The following is a 20605-nucleotide window of genomic DNA, read 5'->3' as shown; positions in this document are numbered from 1 at the left end:
AGAAAAGTTTCGACATTTCTCGGGAAATATTCATTCATGAATATTTCCCTTTTTATTGTTATGGGGTTTGCATAGAATGGATTGATAGTAATGAATTTCTTTTATAAGTAATAAATAAATCTTGTCCAGTAAATGCTTGAAGTCTAGAAGCAGACTGTAACGGTGCAAGTAAAGTGAAAAACTCATCATCATCTTGGAATTCGAGCACACGATCATCTGCAGCCCCAATTAGTTTAGCTTGTGATGTATACATTTCATCAATGATAGTTAATGGCTGAAAAGCGTAAATATGATTCTCTTTAAGGTTGTTGAGAGATTTTAATTCTTCAACACTTAAGCCGTATCTACTGGCAATGCTCCATAATGTTTCACTAGGAGCGACAATATGTATAAATGGTTCACCTGATAAACCTTGATAATCTGTAGGGTATGGAATGTCTAATGTTTGTCCTACAGTTATATAATTATCTACAAGTTGGTTATGTATTTTTAATTCTTCGACAGAAAGATTATGTTTTTTTGCAATACGATAGAGTGTGTCATTTTTTTCGACTTTATAAGTAGAGGCTTCTGATGATTGCTCATTTAAGCTGAAAATGACAGCAAGAATAATGACTGTAGCAGCCAAGATGCCTGTTAATTTCATTCTTCTTATTTTCATTCTTCTTTTTCTTGCTTCAAAAATTCTCTGTCTCCGTGGCTTTAACACTGTCAAAATAAATCACCCTTTAATTGGAATAACCATGTTTTATCTATTTGCTTGATTTTTAGTGTAAGTCAGAGAAGGATTAAACAACAATAGGAATAAAGAATCTCTTGTTCATTATATAGAATTAGGTCATTAGATTTATTTATAGACTTTTATCACTCTTAGTTGGTTATTGAAATACAGTTAATTGAGTGATTAGAACTAAAAAAATACTTTTTTGTATAAAACGGAGTATTGGAGTTTGCGGAATTTGTCGAAAAATAAGCAATTATAAATAGGTCTAATAACCCCTGTATAAGTCATTTGTCGCGGGTATTAAATAATAATCTTGTTATATAGAGAATTACTTGTTAAAAAAGAGAGCTGAAAATGAAAAAATCATACAGTTACTTGTCCTACTTGTGTTTTTTGTGCATATATTTTAATCCAAGCTAATAAACTGTTACAAACCTTACAAAGAGAATGTTTGAGGTGAGGGGTCGTTTGTTTAGTAACAGCTGTATAATCTCTAGGATATGTTAGCCACTGCTCGGCAGGTTTACCTGCTATTCTTTTAACAACTAGTAAAACACACACTATAAGACAAAGTTAAAAACGAGTCTCATTTCACACTTCTCACATCCAATTTAGGGAGGGCGAGTAGTGTGCACGATTACATCAAAGAGAGAACAATCAAGATTGGAAAGTATATCGTGGAGACGAGAAAAACGGTTCGCGTAATTGCGAAGGAGTTTGGCGTATCCAAAAGTACAGTCCATAAAGATCTGACAGAAAGATTGCCTGAAATAAATCCTGACCTTGCTAATGAAGTAAAAGAAATACTAGATTATCATAAGTCCATTCGTCATCTGCGAGGGGGAGAAGCAACAAAGTTAAAGTATAAGAAAGAAGAGCTTGAAGAAGAACCCATCAAATAATGTGTGAAGCGGGCAGAGGGAGGATAAGGTACAACATCTGCCCGTATAACCATCCCTTCTTTATTACTTCAAAGTGTAATCCCCAACTTTTATCCCAATAATCAACAAATTCGACAATTTCTCCTTAAAAAGTCACAATATATTTTGACAAATAGTTATTTATTCTGCGTGAGATGTGCTAAAATAATTAACTAGGATATAATGAACTTGGTATGTGCTTTTGTTAACGTAGAAGCCCTAGAATATACATAAACTTCTCTTTTCTCAGATTGCTTGAGAAAGGCTTTTGTATGGGGAAATATTCGTGCGGAAACGAAAAATCAATGATAGATTGCTTACATAAGCAAAAAACACAAAGGCATTTTATATGCCTATAGAGCCATTTGAACTGCAAAAATGAGAAGAAGATTTAGTTGCGAGGAGGAAGTTAGGAACAATGTTTGCAAGAGATATTGGAATTGACTTAGGTACGGCGAATGTACTGATACATGTAAAAGGAAGAGGGATCGTTTTAAATGAACCTTCTGTTGTAGCCATTGATAAAAACACGAATAGAGTACTTGCTGTTGGGGAAGAGGCTCGCCGTATGGTGGGGAGAACGCCTGGTAATATTATTGCTATTCGCCCGCTAAAAGATGGTGTGATTGCTGACTTTGATGTAACTGAAGCGATGCTTAAACACTTTATTAACAAGTTAAATGTGAAAGGCTTTTTATCTAAACCGCGTATTCTTATTTGTTGTCCTACCAATGTAACAAGCGTTGAGCAAAAGGCGATTAAAGAAGCAGCAGAAAAAAGTGGCGGTAAGAAGGTCTATTTAGAAGAAGAGCCGAAAGTGGCTGCTATTGGTGCGGGAATGGATATTTTCCAACCAAGCGGTAATATGGTCGTAGATATTGGTGGAGGAACAACGGATGTAGCTGTTTTATCTATGGGTGATATTGTTACGTCTTCTTCAATTAAAATGGCCGGAGATAAATTCGACAATGAAATTCTTCAATACATTAAAAAAGAGTATAAGCTTCTAATTGGTGAGCGTACGGCTGAAGATATTAAAACTTCTATTGCAACGGTATTCCCGGGCTCCAGAAATGAGAGCATGGAAATTCGCGGACGTGATATGGTTTCTGGACTGCCTCGCACAATTACTGTTCACTCTAAAGAAATCGAACAAGCTTTAAAAGAGCCTGTAGACGTGATTGTCCAAGCTGCAAAAAGCGTTTTAGAGAGAACACCGCCTGAACTTTCAGCAGATATCATTGATCGTGGCGTGATTCTTACTGGTGGGGGAGCATTGCTTCATGGTATCGATATGCTTCTTGCTGAAGAATTAAAAGTACCTGTTCTTATTGCTGAAAATCCGATGGACTGTGTTGCAATTGGAACTGGAATCATGCTTGATAACATTGATCGTTTACCACGAAAAAAATTAAGTTAACACAAGAGTAAGGCTGACCTAATGATTCTCCTATAGGCCAGCCTTTTCGTTGAAGAGCCATGCATTCTCCTCTAAGTAAATAATGCTAATTAATCGTACTCTCTTGCCGATATAAAAGGGAAACGATGATATACGGGAGTGACCGATATGTTTAGAGGGTTTTATACTGCAGCATCAGGTATGTTAACGCAGCAAAGAAGAACGGAAATGCTAGCTAACAATATGGCTAACGCAAATACACCTGGTTTTAAAGCAGACCAAACAGCAATTAGCAGTTTCAGTGATATGTTATTGCAAAGAATAGATAGTCAAAGCATTCCTACAGAAAATGGTTTTCGTTTACCAGTTAACGAAACAGTCGGAAGTATTAGTACGGGCGTGTATTTGCAAGAAGCAATTCCTTTATATACGCAGGGGGATTTAAATCAAACAGGTCTTGCTACAGACTTATCGCTTGAAAATGGTAATCTCCCGGACGGTAGTGCATTATTTTTTACAGTTGCCGGTGAAGATGGGAATACAAAATATACGCGCAATGGTAATTTTACATTAGATAGCCAAGGTTATTTGACTTCAGCAAGTGGCCTATACGTCTTAGATCAAAATGGGAATAGAATCCAACCGGGTAGTGAATCATTTACCGTCAATGATGAAGGGTATGTAACAGATACATCTGGAAATACAACACGAATCGGTGTAGCGTATGCGGAAACAACAGAAAATCTTCTAAAACAAGGAGATGGACTCTTTGCTACGGAAGATAATACTGCTTTGCAAAATGGTTACGGTAATGCAGCTTTTCGTATCCAACAAGGCTTCTTAGAACGTTCCAATGTTGATACCTCAAGAACGATGACAGATATGATGGCAAGCTATCGTACTTTTGAAGCCAACCAAAAAGTGTTACAAGCATACGACCGCAGTATGGAAAAGGCAGTAAACGAAGTTGGCCGTCTTGGATAACAACTAGGAAGTTATAAGGAGGCGATAAAATGAACCGTGTAATGATTACAGCAACAAACACCTTATCACAATTACAAAAGCAAATGGACATACACGCCAATAATATGGCGAATGTCGATACTACAGGTTTTAAAAGAAGAGAAGCGTCATTTGGTGAACTTCTCGTACAACAATTTAATAATCAACCCGCTGAAGAACTAATGGGCGTACAGAGAATGACTCCAGAAGGCGTTAGTCAAGGTGTAGGGGCTAAACTTGCCCAAGCTAAGCTAGTGAGCACACAAGGTAGCCTAAAATCAACTGATCGTGCTCTAGACTTCGCTTTAACAGGAGAAGGTCAATACTTTCGCATTCTGCAACAAACCGAAAACGGTGCTGAAATCCGTTATACAAGAGACGGCTCTTTTAATCTTACGCCGTCAGGGAATAATGAAGTGATGCTTGTCACCGGGAATGGTGATGCCGTTTTAGGACAGAATAATGAACCCATTACTTTTTCGTCAGACGTAAGCCAGTTTACATTATTGGAACAAGGCAGACTCCAAGGGCAAACTGCTAATGGAGGCACTGAAACGGTAAATCTAGGGATTACGGTCGTCCATAAACCACAATATTTAACACAAATCGGTGAAAATATGTTAAGCTTGCCTGCAGAGGCTGAAATGGATGGCATTGAAATTTATACTGATTTAGCTGGGCAGTTTAGTGGCGATATTTCACTGTCACAAGGTGTCTTGGAACAATCCAATGTCGACCTTTCAAAAGAAATGACCGACTTAATGAATACACAACGTTCATACCAATTTCAATCACGTTCAATAACGATGGCTGATCAAATGATGGGCCTCATTAATGGAATTCGTTAAAGGGGAAGAAAACGATGTCACTTAATAACGAGCAAGATTCGTCAACAAGAATAACTAAACAAAAAGCACAACATAATTCAACTACTACAGGTGAAGAAAAAACCACAGTGAACCGAATTAGAGTGCGACTTATACCGATCTGGCTACGAATTATTATTGTGCTAGTTTTACTTGTCATTTGTATCATCGCAGGTGCAACGTTCGGGTATAGTGTGCTTGGTGATGGCCAAGCAACCGATATCTTTAAAAAAGAAACGTGGATGCATATGATTGATTTGGTTAATAAAGAGAACTGAAGAACGAGGAGCGCATTTTTTATGCCTCCTTTTTGTTTTGTCTTTGCATTTAGCTTTTTTTCTAGTACAATAATAATTAATATTATACCTATTATTAGTAGGAGGTACTAAAATGCTTGATATTAATGAAATAAAAGAAATTATTCCTCATCGTTATCCTTTTTTATTAGTAGATAAAATTCTTGAAGTAGAAGAAGGTCAAAGGGCTATTGGGATTAAAAATGTGACGGCAAATGAAGAGTTTTTTAATGGTCATTTTCCTGATTACCCTGTTATGCCTGGTGTTTTAATTGTGGAAGCATTAGCACAAGTAGGCGGTGTGGCAATGCTGAAGAAAGAAGAAAATAAAGGAAAGCTCGCTTTCTTCACTGGAATTGATAAATGTCGATTTAAAAAGCAAGTGAAACCAGGCGATCAGCTACGATTAGAAGTCGAAATGACCCGTGTAAAAGGACCGATTGGTAAAGGAAAAGGCGTAGCAACCGTCGATGGTGAGCTTGTTTGCGAAACAGAAATGATGTTTGCATTGAAATAACATGAAAAGAAGTAATGCCCGCTTAATATAGGGCATTACTTTTTTTTATATGTATGACAAGTCACTTAAATCGAGGAAAATTTTACATCATCCAATTTGCAATTTTGTTCAGGTTTTCGGGAACGATAACAAAAGACCGCAATAGAGGTCAAATTTTTAAAATTGGAAGGGAGTAATACCCATGAATACAAAGCTGTTAAAATTATTGTCTGCATCTGCTTTAGCGGCGACAATGCTTGTTGGTTGTGGAGCAAACGATGAGCAAGATCCACCGCCAGAAGATAATGATAATATTGAAGAGCCAGCAGAATTAGAGGACGGAAATGACGTTAATAATAACGATCAAGACGATCTAAACAATGATGATGATGGTATGCTTGAAGATGACAATAATACAGATGAAAATTTAAATGAAGATGCCCCTGCGGACGAAGAAAACAAAGATAATATGTAAATAAAAAAGTGAGGTTCCGATTGCATCAATCGGAGCCTCATTGAAGTTTATCTCAAAAAATCGGATGGAGATCCGCTGAGAAAGCATTGCTTATTTTTTATTACTTGTTAATCTTTGGGCCCTTTTCATTTGCCCTTTAAATTCTGTAAGCAATTTTTCGCCACTTAACCCTTTAGAAACGAGATCACTAAGTAATATCTCTGCGAATTCATTTCTTTTGTGACGAATTCTCCCTAAGAAAAGGACACTCATATGTTCTTCAAATTCATTAATGGATGCAATTTTAGTTATGAAATGTGCTGGATCATTATCTTTTTTCGTAATTACTACTTGTAGCGGCACGTCGATTTCTTTTTTGCGGAGATTGGAAAAGAAGGAAAAGTACTTTTTATCAATAAAGGCTTCGAGTAGCCACCGACTATTCTCATCCTCTTTATTAATAATGAGTCCGTCCTCCAATTCGACATCTACTAACTCATCCTCATCCCAAACCTGCATGGAAACTAGCTTAAATGTCTTCATGCGAACCCTCCCTTTCTCAAAAGTTAACTGAGTTGTCTAAATTATATCATAGAAGATATACAAAACGAAAATATCTTACAAAAGGTAAGTTATAGAGAATTTGCCCCTTTTTTTGATCGAATTCACACAAATAAAAAGTAATATTATATGCTTAAGGAAAAAAGATCGAAGGCGATAAAAGTTGGAAAAATATCAGACCAATACCTTGCATTTTACATACCAATTCACTTGCTCTCCCAATGAAATAACAACAAGGCATAAACGTGATACGGCAAAAATTCTATCGATAGATATTTTTTTTACAATAAAGATTAACCATCAATTATATTTCCAAGCAGATTTACCAGCCTTTGAATTTTATAAAGCATTGGCGAGATGGCGAAAGAAATTGTTGAAAAATCAACAAGCGCCATTTCGATATTTTTCAATTGAGTATGATGAAGGAGCAATTTTGGAAATGATTCCTTTTCATCAGCTTGCACGATTGGTCACTATCTGGCCTGAAGCTGAAGTTTATAATGTTTTTGCCCATCAATATCTTGTAAACGAGCTAAGCTTATTAGAAAGAACTTTAAAAAACGATATAGAACGTTATTTTGATATTAAAATCAGTCCATTTATGCGTCATATTCCTTATAGAGAGCAATGTTGAAATTTGTCGAAATATATCTTCCCTATGTTGGAAAGGCGAATTTTTTGGCAGATTTTTATTGGAAAATTTAAATTCTGACCGGCTATCCGCAGTTTTGAAAGCCTAACGAAAATGAAAATGATCTTTCCGCTTTTTTACAAGTGATACGAGCTATATTAACCTAGTGTCAGAAAGGAGGATGATGATGAATCAAGTCGGCATTGTTGGCAGATTGACGAAAGAGCCAGATTTAAGACTTCTATCAGATGGAAGGTCAGTGGCAAATATTACGGTTGCTGTCAATCGGCAATTTCGCAATCAAAATGGAGAGATAGAAACTGATTTTATTCAATGTACACTTTGGCATAAATCTGCGGAAAATCTCGTTCAGTATTGTACGAAAGGGTCACTTATAAGTGTTGCTGGCAGATTACAATCAAGATCATATGAAAAGGATGGGAAAAGAAAATATGTGATGGAAGTGATCGTCGAGCAAGTGCGTTTCCTCGATAATCGCAAGAAAGAAAAACAACAAAGGGAGGAGATGAATTCAGTTGACTCAAGAACAAAAAGTGATGGAAACACTCATAGAGAATCTTATCAGAATGCTTGGTAATGCAAACCACCGAATGAGTGAGATGGAGAGTAGACTTGCACAATTAGAATGTCTATTAAAAGAATCCTATGATAGAGGAAGAAAAAGAGCTTAAAGGAACCTCAATTTACTTTTATCCCCTTATTACCTTCTATTAGAAAGAATCAACGAACATCCTCATATTATCCCCAAATTGAAGCAGTGCTTATCGCACTGTTTTTTTTGTAAGTAAGACTATTAGTAGGAAAGAAAATGGTGTCGTTTATAGGATATTCAAAAGTAAGTGTGGGAGTGCAAACAAAATAACAAAGCAAGAGCATAGAGAATCCCATTCTTTAAGCATCGTCGCAAAAGGAACAATAGGAGAAAAAAGAGTGCATTGCAAAAGACTTAGCAGAATAGAACTATGTCTGTAGACAATTCTTTGTTTCCTTATGCCTTGTTATGGCCCATTTTTTGATGTTGAGAGACGAGAAGAGTGGGTGCATGTGAAGGGTTCATTTATAAATAATATTTCGAATTATAAAATAATTATATTTTACTAGGCTAATTAGCATAAATCAGTACTTTAGTACTCTAAAACTAAATTTTTCCTTATGTTAATTTAATAGAGAAACAAAAAATTCTGAATTTTATTTACAGAGGGGGAGTTAAATGTTGAGAAAAAGCAGGATTCTTGTCGTATTAATGGCCTTTTTACTTATTTTCTCTGGATCAGTGTCAGCAGCAGTACCTGAGAAGAAGGTAGAAAATACTAAAGGGAAAGAAAATCAGCTCAATCTACAAAAAATAGAAAAAACGGATGCAGAGGAACAATATAAAAAATCTGATATTGTTCGTGTAATCGTCGAAATGGATAGTGAGCCGACCATTGCATACGCGCAGAAAACAAAAAAAACATTTAAAGAACTGCCCGCAGCAACTAAGAAGAAACTGACAAACGAGAGACTAGCAGAACAAAAAGCGGTGAAGCAAAAAGTTAAAGAGAACAAAGTGAAACTTGTTGAACATGAAAGTTTCACAACAGTTGTGAATGGATTTAGTGCAGATGTAATGTATGGGGATATTGAGAAAATTAAAGAAGTAAAAAATGTATCCTCTGTTGAAATAGTGAATGAATATGAACGCCCAGAAGAAAAACCTGACATGGTTTATAGTAAAGAATTGGTACAAGCTCAAGAGGCTTGGAGAGAATATGGTTACAAAGGCAATGGTATGGTTGTCGGTGTCATTGATACAGGTATCGACCCAGACCATCAAGATATGATTTTATCAGATGAGACGGAAGTCGATTTAACAGAATCTAAGGTTAATAGAATGAAAGCAGATAATGACCTACCGGGAAGCTATTATACTGAAAAGGTACCATATGCTTACAATTATATGGATGAAGACGAAATAATTGGTGATGTAGCTGAAGGTGCAAATATGCATGGTATGCATGTATCAGGGACAGTAGGCGCAAACGGAGATGAAGAAGATGGTGGAATTAAAGGAATTGCACCAGAAGCGCAAATTCTCGGTTTGAAAGTATTTGGTAACGATCCTGAATTCGGTTCTACATATGGAGATATTTATGTAAAAGCCATTGATGATGCGATTATTTTAGGAGCGGACGTATTAAATATGAGTCTTGGATCTACAGCAGGTTTTGTTTCGCCAGAATCTGCAGAATATAAAGCGATTGAGCGAGCGGTTGATAATGGCGTCCTTATGTCTATTTCAGCTGGTAACTCTGCTCATTTTGGTAATGGCTTTGCCAATCCATCGGCTGAAAATCCGGACTTTGGTGTAGTTGGTTCGCCAGGAGTATACACAGATTCATTACAAGTGGCATCTTCTGAGAATTCATTTATGGACCTTGATGCCATTAAGGTGAATATAAATGGCGAAGAGTTGGATGCCCCATTTCTTTCATCTGGTGACAAGCACCCTAATGATATCGACACAAAAACGTTTGATGTTGCGGATGGCGGACTTGGATACCCTGAGCAATTAACAGAAGTTGCAGGGAAATATGCAATGATTCAACGTGGTGAATTGTCATTCGTTGATAAGGCGATAAATGCACAAGCGGCAGGTGCTGTAGGTGTAATTATCTATAATAATACAGATGGTTTTGTCAATATGCAGTCAGATCCGTCTATTACCATTCCGCAATTATTTATGCCAAAAGTGAATGGAGACCCCATTGTCGAAGCGCTTCGTGCCGGGGAAGAAGTAACTTTTACGTTTACTGGTGAAAAAACAACAGCTCCAAACCCTGAAGCAGGTAAGATGAGTGCTTTCACTTCATGGGGAGTGACACCAAATTTAGACTTTAAGCCTGAAATAACGGCGCCAGGTGGGCAAATTTACTCGACATTAGAAAATGGCCAATACGGTATGATGAGTGGTACATCCATGGCAGCTCCACATGTGTCCGGTGGTGCAGCACTCGTTCTACAAAGAGTAGATGCTGACTTCGATTTAACAGGGTATGATCGTGTATATACAGCGAAAAATATCATGATGAACACATCTCAACCAATCGATGATCAAGGTCTTGTCAATGAGTCACTTGAGTGGGATGTTCCTTATTCACCTCGTAGACAAGGGTCGGGCATCATGCAATTGCACTCAGCTCTTTCTACACCAGTTGTTGTAACAGAAGTAGAAACGGATGAGGCGAAGGTGGCTTTAAAAGAAGTTGAGGATACTTTTGAGTTCACATTGCAAGCAGAAAACTTTAGTGATGAAGACGTCACTTATGACGCAGCTGCAAATATCCAAACGGACTTTGCTGCATACGGAGAATTAGGCTGGAATCCAAATGAACTTGAAGCACAAGAATTATTAAATGTTGAGGTTACTGTTGATGGTCAAGAATCGGCTGAAATTACTGTTCCTGCAGGAGAAACAGTGACGTTTACCGTTCAAGCAGATGTAAGTGATGCACAAGTAGTTGAACCGAGTCAAACGGGTAATTGGACAACACCAGTTGATATTGATGAAGTATTCCCGAACGGTTATTTTGTGGAGGGTTATGTGACATTAACTGATTCAGCAGATACTCATCCACAACTTTCTGTTCCATATGTAGGCTTCAAAGGTGAATGGGATCAATCCCCAATTTTAGATGGATTAAAGTATGATGAATCATCCTTCTATGGTATGGGTGGTGCTGTTTATGAATCTGGCGACAGTTACTATTATCTTGGCTATGATCCAATAGCTGACGCATATAAAGCGGACAAAGTAGCGATTTCTCCAAACGGAGATGGTGTGCAAGATGCCATCATTCCTGCCCTATCGTTTTTGAGAAATGCCCATCAAGTGGTATTTAATGTATTAGATGAAGATGGTAAGCAATTGCGCAAGCTGAGAACAGACAATGATCTTAGAAAAGACTACTATGATGGTGGTCAAGGTAGTTATTACAAAATTAACTCAGCATGGAAATGGGATGGAAAAGTCAAAAATAAACTTGCTGAAGATGGTAAGTATTATTATGAAATTAAATCTGTCATTGACTACCCTGATGCCGAATGGCAGTCAGTAAAAATTCCGGTTATCATTGATACAGTGGCACCAGAATTGGCATTCAAAGTGACTGAAGGAAATAAAAAGCTAACGATTCATGCATCAGATCATGAAAAAGGTTCTGGCGTATCTTATCTTGATATTTTAGTAGATGGTGAGTCTGTATTAGAAACACCACTTGCAGGAGATACAAAGGAATATACATTCTCAGAAGCATTAGAGGTTGGTTCGACTGTAACAGTACAAGCCTTTGACTATGCAGGCAATGTTACAACGAAGGAGTTAGAAGTGAAACCTGCCGATCAAAAGGCACCAACTGTTCGTTTAACGACTCCTGAAGCTTTAAGTACATTGAATACAAATGATATTCAATTTACTGGTACCATTACTGACGAATCTGAGATTAGTGAATTTACTATTGGAGATGAAGAAGTAGAACTAACTTACGACGAAGAGAAGAAACAATATACTTTTGATACAATCCTTCATTTTGAAGATGGCGTACCTTCTTTTGTCATTAAGGCAGTTGATGCAGCAGGAAATGTGGCCCAGTTTAAACGAACAATTATAGTAGATGCAACCGCACCAGAGGTTGAGGTACTTGGATTACCAGATAGTCAATATATTGAACATGATGCCGAAAACCCAGTTGTAGATGTAAGGGTAGCCGATAATTTTGATGAAATTCGTCTCTATTTAGATGGTGATGAGATTTATTTCAAAGAATTCCAAGGACCTTATGAAATGAGAAGCTTTGAACATGTTGTGGAAAATATTGAGCTTGAATTACAAAATGGAGCGAATGAATTCACGTTCGAGGCAACTGACATTGCAGGCAACAAAACGGTACAAACAGTTGAATTATACAAATTAGGTGAAGGGGAAGAAGCACCTGATGGAGACGAATCAGACAACCAATTCCCGATTTCTCCAGAAAAGCCTGGAAATGTGAAACCAACACTACCAGGTAGCGGAGGCGGCATTAAAGTACCGAATCCACTACCAACAAATCCAATCACACCGGGTAAACCTGTGATTGGTGGTAACATAGGGTTTTAAGAGCGTGAGAGGTTGAGATAGAAGTATTCTAGCTAATGATTTTTCCGAATGATTAGGAGTATCCATCTAATCATTCGGTTTTTTGTGTGATTTGAACTCTTATATGAAAAGAATAGTGAAATGGAGCGGAAGACACTCGACTCCTGCGGGAAATAGAGGGAAAGCTGAGACCCCACAGGCAATGCCTTAGAAGGCTCAGCCCCTCCCCGCGGAAAGCGAGTGTTCATGAGCGCAATGGAACGGACTTTTTTTGCAAATGATGTTTTATAGACATCATTTTTTATTGTTCTTTTTGAGGTTAGCTCAATTTTGTTATGTCCTGCCTCTTATTTTTTCACGTACGGTAAAGAATAGAAATGGAAATGAGAGGTTCGCAAATAGGGTTGTAAGTCACTTAGAAGCAAAAATAAAAATGGGAGTGTAACATAACTGACACCCCATCACATTTTGCGAACAGTCATCTGATTAAAAAAGTAAAAAAACAACCATTTTCCAAAAGGATATTCAGCAATTTTTGTCGAAATGGTCATAAATGCCTATAGGGAGGGGGTGAAGTCATGAATGAACCTCTTGTCTACCAAAGAAAAGAAGTACGATGTCCGGTTAGTTTTTACGATGCCTTACAATTAATCTCAAATCCAACCTCTGAGGATTTCCACCGTATTTCCTTCCAGCAACACACATCCGTCCAACGAACTACTCGCATCCATGATCCATTATTGAAGCACACGCTATTTATGTGTAACGAAGCAGTTATCTTCTTATGTAATCAAAAGAAAGATAAGCAGGAATTAAAGATTTAAAAAGAAGAAGCTGCCAGAATAAGGCAGCTTTTCCAACCGACTATGACAGTAAGATCAAATCACGCAATTCATCCGTAGATAATTCAGTTAACCAGGCTTCACTTTGAATAATTTGTTCATTAAGTGATTGCTTTTGATCAAGCATGAGGTCAATCTTCTCTTCTAATGTCCCAGTGCAGATTAATTTATGGACATGGACAAATCGTTTCTGTCCGATTCGATAAGCGCGGTCAGTCGCTTGATTTTCAACAGCAGGATTCCACCATCGGTCATAATGAATGACGTGGTTAGCAGCGGTAAGATTTAACCCTGTTCCACCAGCCTTTAAGGATAAAAGAAAGACCGGGAACTCCTTGTTTTGGAAACGTTCAATCATGATATCACGATTCCCTTTAGGCACACTGCCATTCAAAAAAGGGACTTCAAAGCCATATTTCTTCTCAAGCAGTTGCTGAATCATATGACCCATCTCGATGTATTGCGTAAACACTAAGCAGCTTTCTCCTTGCTCGTGAACAGCAGCAATTAATTCATCAAGTTTCTCTAATTTTGAGGAGCGGGAAATTAATGCATTACTTTCGACCTTTTCCTTTAAATAGAGAGCAGGATGATTACATAATTGCTTTAGACGACTAAGCAATTGTAAAATCAGTCCCTTTCTTTCAAAACCAGTTAGCTTTTCAATTTGCGCAAATGTGTCTTGCACCAATTGTTCATAAAGAGCAGCCTGTTCTGAAGTAAGTGGACAATATTCCTTCTGTTCGAGCTTATCAGGCAGATTTAACGCCACTTCCTCATCTTTTTTCGTTCTGCGTAAAAGGAAGGGACGAATATATGCTTGCAGTTGTTTGACTTTTTCCTCATCCCGGTCTTTTTCAATCGGAAGAACAAAGCGTTTATGAAAAGCACCTAGACTGCCAAGGTAACCATGGTTGGTAAAGTCAAAAATGGACCAAAGCTCAGAAAGGCGATTCTCCATTGGTGTTCCAGTCAAGGCAATATGATGTGTTCCTTGTAATTGCCTGACGGCTTGCGATTGCTTTGTTTGGGCATTTTTAATATTCTGTGCCTCATCAATACTAACAGAACTCCATTCGATTGCCTTTAGACTATCAATATCTAAATGAGTTAACCCATACGAAGTAAGCACAACATCTGCTTCCATCACTGCTTTTTCTAATACTTTTCCTTTGGCACGATAAGAACCGTAATGAAGATAAATATTCAAATCAGGGGCAAACTTTTCAAATTCCTTTTGCCAATTTCCTAAAACAGAAGTCGGACAGACAATAAGGGCAGGGTTTGTATGGTTCCCTTTCTCTTGCTCTTTTACAGCCAGTATATATGAAATTAATTGGATTGTTTTTCCAAGTCCCATATCATCAGCAAGGATGGCACCAAATTTAAAAGAACGTAAAAATAATAACCAGCTCATGCCGAGTTTTTGATAGGGCCGTAAGTCGCCTGCCAATCCAGCTGGAATAGGTTCAATGGGGATATCATGAATATTCCGTAGTTGATTAACCATTTTCCTCCACTGACGATTTAATTCTATTTGTACTTTGGCGAATGCCCGCTCACTTTGTGCTTGATCTTCATCATTTTCCCCACCAAGCAATTCTTGTTCGATTAAATCTCGCACATGAAGTCCTTCTTGCTCGGCCTTCTTCATTAAACTTTGAATATGTTTCACAAAATGGGGATCGAGCTTGATCCATCGGCCACGAATATATACAAGGCGGCGTTTTTCCTCAACCATTTGTCGAAATTCTTCTTCAGATAGTTCGACACCATTCATCGAGAAGCGCCAATCATAATCAAGCATAGCTTGTAATCCAACAAAGGATGGTCTGTGACTGCTTGATGCTTTTACCTTTGCCTTTACATTTATGCTTGCTTTTTTCATTGCTTGCCACCAAGAAGGAAGAAGGATTTCAACGTCAAGAGCAAGTAAGGTTTCACTCGCCTCAGTTAAGAATAACCATGCTTCTTCTTCTGTAAGTTGGGTGGCCAATTGTTGTTTCTTTCCTTCTAACCATGGAAACATCTGAAGAATACGGATGATTTCTTTGTCTACTTCACTCTCGTAGTCGAGCCAACCAGGAGGATAATTCCCTTCATCTTTGTAATCAACAAAGAGATCTGGATTTTCTCTTCCTCTTAAAAATACCGAAAGTGACCATGTTAGATCATCTTCTGCTGGCTCCTCCAGTTTAATTCCGAGTGAAAATGGTGTAGAAACTTCTTTGATCCCTATCCATTCCTGCCATTTTTCTTCATCAAAATACGCCGCTAATGCTTTTGCAGAGAGATGTTCGTTGCGTAAAGCGAGTAGCTTCTCTCCGAACGCCGCTTTCGCCTGCTTGTTTTTTTGTAAATAATGATCAAGGGCATGATGGAAAAGTTGTTGTATCATCGGTTTGATCGGTTCACCTAAAAGTGTCTGCTGCCAAAAATCAGGGTGAAATTCATTAATAACATCAGCTGGCAATGCCCAGCGAAAGTGGTCACTTTCCCAAGCATTGAAATCGGGCATCCATTGACGCTCATCGATGCAATCTTTGAGGATAGGAGCAGCAGCTAGTAAAATCTCTGCTGTTTCATCCCATTTCCAATGAATAAAACGATTAAACTGCTCGTTGGAAAATAATGTCACAATCTCCCAACTATCTAAAAGGAAGCCACTGATTCCATCGATGGTTTTTTCCTTTATCATCGTGCCAAAGAAGCTTTCACGATGAGAGTAAAAAAGCATGGGCTTCCAGTCAAGAGGAGGTATCGTTCTTTCCTTATCATCTTTAGCGAAGATGAAAAAGGCATCCGCTTTAAACCTATTTATTTGTATGGAGATCATCCTCGTTTTAAGCATGAATTAGTTTCCCTCTTTTACATTCTTCCTGAAAAGCGCGTAGTCGTTTTGTACTCTCTAACAGCTCCTCTAGGAATTGTTCCCATTCACTAGCCAATGATAACTCGTGATAAAGTGAACGGAGTTTTTGCATTTTCTTCACTGCTTGGCGGTATTGCTCACGACTTTTTAAATGGATATCGTGTTGGATTGCTTGATGGTATAAGGGGAGTAGCAATGTGGGTTCTGCTTTTTCAATACGCTCTAACCGCTCTGGTGAAATGTCAGTAAGGCGGACACTGAGCAGTGCTTGAAGATCAACCCATTTCTCCCATTGTTCATATTGATATAAGAAATCATCGTAATAATAAAAGCTATATGGTAAAGTTTCTGTTAAAACTTTTTCGTATAAGTCATTCCGTTTTGTCTGTTGGCAATAAGGTGTAATGACCTCTAAAACCATTTTTACGAGGTCTGAGCATTTATGAAAGTCATCTTCTTCCTCTAAGTATTTTTTTGCATAAGGAAGGAGTGTTTCGATATATTTTTCTGCCCGTTTCCATTCTTTTTGTGCATTTAGTTGATAAATCCAATAAAAGAAATAAGGAGTATAATCATAATCGCCTGAATCGATCAATTGAAACACATTTTGATCATCTTGTAGTAAAAAATGTAAATGGGCCATGCCGATCGTACATGATAGCGAGGCATCAGTATCATGTAGTGTACGTAATTTCTCTAACTCTTCTTCACGCCAACTCTTTTGTTTGAAAAATTGTGTCCAAAGTCTGCGATATAGTTGAATTCTTTCAAATTGAACAATCTCAGAACGGTGATCGATTAAGGCTGTTGCTTCATTTCTTAACCGTTCGATAAATGGATCAAAGGCAAATGGGACCGTTTGCTGAGAAAGTCTTTCCATCATGACAGAGGACTCTTCCATTAAGTCTTGGAAAAGGTGGAGATAATGGCGTTCTATCTCCTTTTCACTATGTTTACATTCAGTAGCAAATTGTTCGAGTAGCATAAATGTATGCATGCTACCAATTAATTGGTATAGCAATTTCCATTCTTTTTTTAAAGGGGCATAGGCATTTATTTTTCGTAAATAAATATAAAATAAATCAGAAACGACGTATGGCTTTGGATATTGTCCCGATTGATACATAATTTGCTGGAAATTCTCTGTAAAGGTACGAATCCAATTATCATAATCAGGTTGTTTTGTTGAATTCGTTGGAATAAGATCACGTGCACGCTTCAAGCCAAGGTCAGCTAAAGTCTTTCGTTCCTTAATCGGGGAACGCCAACTCTCTATCCAATTAGACACACTGTTATTTTTCGCTAGCAAATAAAAGAAAACCGCCATCATATGTCTACAAGTACCTTCCGCAGGACAAGAACAACGACTTCCATGATAATCTTCTATATGAAGGGACACTTGAACTCGGTTTACATCTAATACAGCTGCTGTGATGGAGTGTGACTCATAGCGAATCTGCTTCACGAGCCCTTGTCGGTATAGAATCAACCCTTTTTGCACAAGTGCTTGATCAACAGCTGCGTGTGCGTCTAGCTCTTCCTTCACTTTTCGCGCCATATCCTCTAACGGCTCTAAAAAACGCTCAGGAATCCCATTATCCATCGCCATCACTCCCATTCACATCAATTTTTTGTACCTTTTTAGCATTCCTCCATTATACCATTTTCTAGGCAAAGGTTGAAGTCGCGCACAGGGTGATGGAAAGAATGGCTTTCGTAAAAAAACAACCTTCATTGCAAATGAGAAAGTCTATTTCATAAACGGTATATTTGTGTAAAAAGAACGATAGATGACGAATCGTGTCGAACCTTGGCATAAAAGGGTTTTTCGTGCCTTAATGGTACCTTTAAACTATTCAAATATATGAATTTTCAGTTACAATATAGATAGACTAGAAATTTTTGGCTTGGGGGACATAGTATGAGTGAACGAGTACCTCTTTTCCGTGGATTGAAACAGCCGCAATTTGTCGCATATCAGTTGGGAAAAGAGGAGGAAGTTGTCGGTTTATGGAAACCGGTTGTTTGGCTTACTTTAGCGAGTATCATTATTGCAGGTATTTCAGCTTTTTTCGGTATAGGTAGTGAGTATGTTTCAAGGTCATTACCAGATTTAACGAGGAGTGGATATGAAGCCTATCAAACTCTTTTTGCTGCGGGACAGATAACATGGGGACTCATCTGGATATTATTAGCCATCTTTATCCCTTCACTCTTTTTTTGGACCATATTAGAAGTAGATTATCGCAAACTATTATTTGTGCAACTGATTATTTCAATGATATTTTTAATAGAAAAATTAGTTTTCATTCCTGTACATTTGTTTCTAGGAATCAGTGCTGAATCGAATATATTCTCACTAGGAATTATCGCCCAAACGTTTACTTCGATTGAGCTCATTATATTCTTACTAGCCAATATTACTTTATTCAAAGTATGGGCTATCATTCTTACATATAAGTATTACCGCCACTTATCTGAGCGGTCCCCACGTTTTATTATTTGGACTTTAATAGGTTTTTATTTATTTGTCGCAGTTATATCATCCTTACTTTCATACATTAAATTCGAAAATATTATTTAAGAAGGGGTTCTCTCATGAAGCTGAAATGGAAGCTTTTGATAGCAGCAGTGATTACATTGTTCATTGCTCTGAATATCACACTTATTTTTACAAGTGATAAAGAGATTAACCGCGTGAACTATATTTCAAAATGGACCGTTGCCAACGAACAGGATTTAATAGAAACGCTACCTGTTGCTGGTATGTTTATGCCAAAAGAAGAGCAGTTTTTCTACCATGATCAAGATAAAGGTAGTTTTCAAGGGTTTCTTGTGGAAAAAGGTCAGGCAGTAGAATCAGGGACAGCCGTACTTGAATATTCACCAGAAAATATTAATGAGACAAAGAGTGCGTTTCAAATGGAAATTGAACGTCTCAATCAGGAAGTGGCGAGTTTAGATCAGCATATTTCTCAGATGGAAAAGTTACTTGCCACATCAAACACAATGCCAGCTTCGTCAACAGGAAGAAGTCAGCAATTGCAGACCCCAAATGATGATTCAATTATTGTACAAGTAGAGCCATTTGATAGCACAGCTTACATACAACAATCAATTGCTCGCGATATAGAGAATAAAGAATTGGATAAAAGTAAGTTGGAAAGTGAAATCGAGAAATACGAAGAAATGTTAACTGCAGCTGACTCAAGCATGATAGAACTCACTGCTGAAAGCATGATTTCAGGAACGGTAAAGGAATTGAAGCATACGCTTGAGAATCCTATTCTCACAATCATTTCTAACGAGAAAAAAATCGAAGGTGAATTAACAGAGGATGAAGTGCAACAAATCTTACCGGGCATGAAGGTTCTGGTCACTTTTGAAAATAGTAATAAACAAATAGAAGGAACCATTGATACCGTATCTGTATATCCCGAGGAAACTCCAGAGGTAGGTAAGGAGAATAGCTACTTGTATACGGTGCAATTAAGCGAGCCAGAAGATGGAACGAGCGTTTTTGGCCAGCATGTCAACGTAAAAATCGTTACCAATGAAGTCCAGGGAGCAACAACTGTTCCTGTAAAAACGATTAAGCACACAGATAAAAAACAAGTGAGTTATATCCTGGGGGCAGGAGGTTATGTTGAACGAAGACAGTTGGATACAGGGATGAAACTCGACCATACAGTAGAGGTTCAGAAGGGAGTAGAAGCAGGGGAACTTGTTGTACTCGATCGCCCGCTGTTAATCAAATCCAACCACCCGTTCATTACACCACTCTCGCCAACCAAAAACACAAAGGCCAGCTACGGGGACATGTCTGGAATGGACATCTTTAAAACAATCTCTAAGGGATTTTTATCAAGATAAGTGGAGGCACGGGCAAATTGTTTGTTCGTGCTTTTTTTTGTGGTATTGGCGGGTGTTGGCAAGATAATAAATAAGTAGAGAAATCAATCAGTTAGGAAATAAGAAATAAAGCCAAGCGGGTAGGGATTGATTTAGGGGAATGGGAATGAGCACACACTATTAGTTGGAATTAGCAGGAAGTGTGGGCAAAGGGGTAATGCCCCCACAAGAGTGTACGAAGAGAGCAAGAAGTGTGGGCAAACAAGGAATACCCCCACAAGAGTGTACGAAGAGAGCAAGAAGTGTAGGCAAACAAGGAAATGCCCCCACAAGAGTGTACGAAGAGAGCAAGAAGTGTGAGCAAAGAAAGAATGCCCCCACAAGAGTGTACCAAGTGAGCAAGAAGTGTGGGCAAACAAAGAATACCTCCACAAGAGTGTACCAAGTGAGCAAGAAGTGTGAGCAAACAAGGAATACCCCCACAAGAGTGTACGAAGAGAGCAAGAAGTGTGGGCAAACAAGGAATACCCCCACAAGAGTGTACGAAGAGAGC

19 protein-coding genes are annotated in these 20605 nt (G+C 38.0%); 14 read left to right on the top strand and 5 right to left on the bottom strand.

Features of this window, described 5'->3' with window-relative positions; translation table 11 throughout:
- Nucleotides 1–58 precede the first annotated feature (58 nt).
- The gene (locus H9655_RS16820; protein ID WP_191816181.1) at nucleotides 59–715 is read right to left on the bottom strand and encodes a LysM peptidoglycan-binding domain-containing protein; all 657 of its coding nucleotides are present in this window, start codon (nucleotides 713–715) and stop codon (nucleotides 59–61) included.
- A 372-nt stretch (nucleotides 716–1087) separates the two neighbouring features.
- Nucleotides 1088–1285 carry a hypothetical protein gene (locus tag H9655_RS22535; RefSeq protein ID WP_225230707.1) on the bottom strand — a complete coding sequence of 66 codons (198 nt, stop codon included), beginning with the start codon at nucleotides 1283–1285 and terminating at the stop codon, nucleotides 1088–1090.
- Nucleotides 1286–1353: 68 nt separating this feature from the next.
- On the opposite strand from H9655_RS22535, the gene spoIIID reads away from it, so the two are divergent.
- From spoIIID to H9655_RS16785, 7 genes are all read left to right on the top strand, one after another.
- Nucleotides 1354–1626, top strand: a complete 273-nt coding sequence (gene spoIIID / locus H9655_RS16815; protein WP_095371613.1) for a sporulation transcriptional regulator SpoIIID — start codon at nucleotides 1354–1356, stop codon at nucleotides 1624–1626.
- A gap of 436 nt (nucleotides 1627–2062) precedes the next feature.
- Nucleotides 2063–3064: a rod shape-determining protein gene (mreB, locus tag H9655_RS16810; protein WP_191816179.1), complete on the top strand. Its 1002-nt coding sequence runs from the start codon at nucleotides 2063–2065 to the stop codon at nucleotides 3062–3064.
- A 147-nt stretch (nucleotides 3065–3211) separates the two neighbouring features.
- Nucleotides 3212–4027 carry a flagellar hook-basal body protein gene (locus H9655_RS16805; protein WP_191816177.1) on the top strand — a complete coding sequence of 272 codons (816 nt, stop codon included), beginning with the start codon at nucleotides 3212–3214 and terminating at the stop codon, nucleotides 4025–4027.
- Nucleotides 4028–4056: 29 nt separating this feature from the next.
- Entirely contained in the window at nucleotides 4057–4893 is an 837-nt protein-coding gene (locus tag H9655_RS16800; protein WP_191816175.1) for a flagellar hook-basal body protein, read from the top strand.
- Between the two features lie 14 nt (nucleotides 4894–4907).
- Complete coding sequence (locus tag H9655_RS16795) at nucleotides 4908–5189, top strand: DNA-directed RNA polymerase subunit beta (protein ID WP_191816173.1); 282 nt, start codon at nucleotides 4908–4910, stop codon at nucleotides 5187–5189.
- Between the two features lie 112 nt (nucleotides 5190–5301).
- Nucleotides 5302–5724, top strand: a complete 423-nt coding sequence (gene fabZ / locus H9655_RS16790) for a 3-hydroxyacyl-ACP dehydratase FabZ (protein ID WP_095371618.1) — start codon at nucleotides 5302–5304, stop codon at nucleotides 5722–5724.
- A 181-nt stretch (nucleotides 5725–5905) separates the two neighbouring features.
- The gene (locus H9655_RS16785) at nucleotides 5906–6178 is read left to right on the top strand and encodes a hypothetical protein (RefSeq protein ID WP_191816171.1); all 273 of its coding nucleotides are present in this window, start codon (nucleotides 5906–5908) and stop codon (nucleotides 6176–6178) included.
- 90 nt (nucleotides 6179–6268) lie between these two features.
- Here H9655_RS16785 and H9655_RS16780 read toward each other — a convergent pair whose 3' ends face one another.
- On the bottom strand, nucleotides 6269–6700 hold the full coding sequence (locus H9655_RS16780; RefSeq protein ID WP_191816169.1) for a YwpF-like family protein: 432 nt from the start codon (nucleotides 6698–6700) through the stop codon (nucleotides 6269–6271).
- A 181-nt stretch (nucleotides 6701–6881) separates the two neighbouring features.
- Between H9655_RS16780 and H9655_RS16775 the strand changes: the two genes are divergently transcribed.
- The 4 genes from H9655_RS16775 (at nucleotide 6882) to H9655_RS16760 (ending at nucleotide 13310) form a co-directional block, all read left to right on the top strand.
- The gene (locus tag H9655_RS16775) at nucleotides 6882–7352 is read left to right on the top strand and encodes a DUF7878 domain-containing protein (protein ID WP_191816167.1); all 471 of its coding nucleotides are present in this window, start codon (nucleotides 6882–6884) and stop codon (nucleotides 7350–7352) included.
- A gap of 184 nt (nucleotides 7353–7536) precedes the next feature.
- Nucleotides 7537–7947 (top strand): single-stranded DNA-binding protein, encoded by a 411-nt coding sequence (locus tag H9655_RS16770; RefSeq protein WP_318245509.1) that lies wholly within the window; start codon nucleotides 7537–7539, stop codon nucleotides 7945–7947.
- 633 nt (nucleotides 7948–8580) lie between these two features.
- A complete protein-coding gene (locus H9655_RS16765; RefSeq protein WP_191816165.1) occupies nucleotides 8581–12507 on the top strand; it encodes a S8 family serine peptidase in 3927 nt (1308 codons plus the stop codon).
- A gap of 557 nt (nucleotides 12508–13064) precedes the next feature.
- Nucleotides 13065–13310 (top strand): hypothetical protein, encoded by a 246-nt coding sequence (locus H9655_RS16760; RefSeq protein WP_191816163.1) that lies wholly within the window; start codon nucleotides 13065–13067, stop codon nucleotides 13308–13310.
- A gap of 40 nt (nucleotides 13311–13350) precedes the next feature.
- On the opposite strand, the gene H9655_RS16755 is transcribed toward H9655_RS16760, so the two are convergent.
- Both H9655_RS16755 and H9655_RS16750 read right to left on the bottom strand, forming a co-directional pair.
- Nucleotides 13351–16179: a DEAD/DEAH box helicase gene (locus tag H9655_RS16755; protein ID WP_191816161.1), complete on the bottom strand. Its 2829-nt coding sequence runs from the start codon at nucleotides 16177–16179 to the stop codon at nucleotides 13351–13353.
- Entirely contained in the window at nucleotides 16172–17803 is a 1632-nt protein-coding gene (locus H9655_RS16750) for an SWIM zinc finger family protein (protein ID WP_191816158.1), read from the bottom strand. Before H9655_RS16750 ends, H9655_RS16755 begins: the two co-directional genes overlap by 8 nt.
- 318 nt (nucleotides 17804–18121) lie before the next feature.
- Here H9655_RS16750 and H9655_RS16745 point away from each other — a divergent pair, with 318 nt between their 5' ends.
- The 3 genes from H9655_RS16745 to H9655_RS22530 form a co-directional block, all read left to right on the top strand.
- A complete protein-coding gene (locus tag H9655_RS16745) occupies nucleotides 18122–18784 on the top strand; it encodes a hypothetical protein (RefSeq protein WP_191816156.1) in 663 nt (220 codons plus the stop codon).
- A 14-nt stretch (nucleotides 18785–18798) separates the two neighbouring features.
- Nucleotides 18799–20073: an efflux RND transporter periplasmic adaptor subunit gene (locus H9655_RS16740; RefSeq protein WP_191816154.1), complete on the top strand. Its 1275-nt coding sequence runs from the start codon at nucleotides 18799–18801 to the stop codon at nucleotides 20071–20073.
- 163 nt (nucleotides 20074–20236) lie between these two features.
- On the top strand, nucleotides 20237–20605 hold a 369-nt coding region (locus H9655_RS22530; protein WP_225230706.1), incomplete at its 3' end, for a hypothetical protein.

The organism is Cytobacillus stercorigallinarum, from assembly GCF_014836495.1.
GTDB lineage: Bacteria > Bacillota > Bacilli > Bacillales > Cytobacillaceae > Cytobacillus > Cytobacillus stercorigallinarum.
The sequence above is the reverse complement of the archived record's forward strand: the minus strand, read 5'-3'. Positions and strand labels throughout refer to the sequence as shown.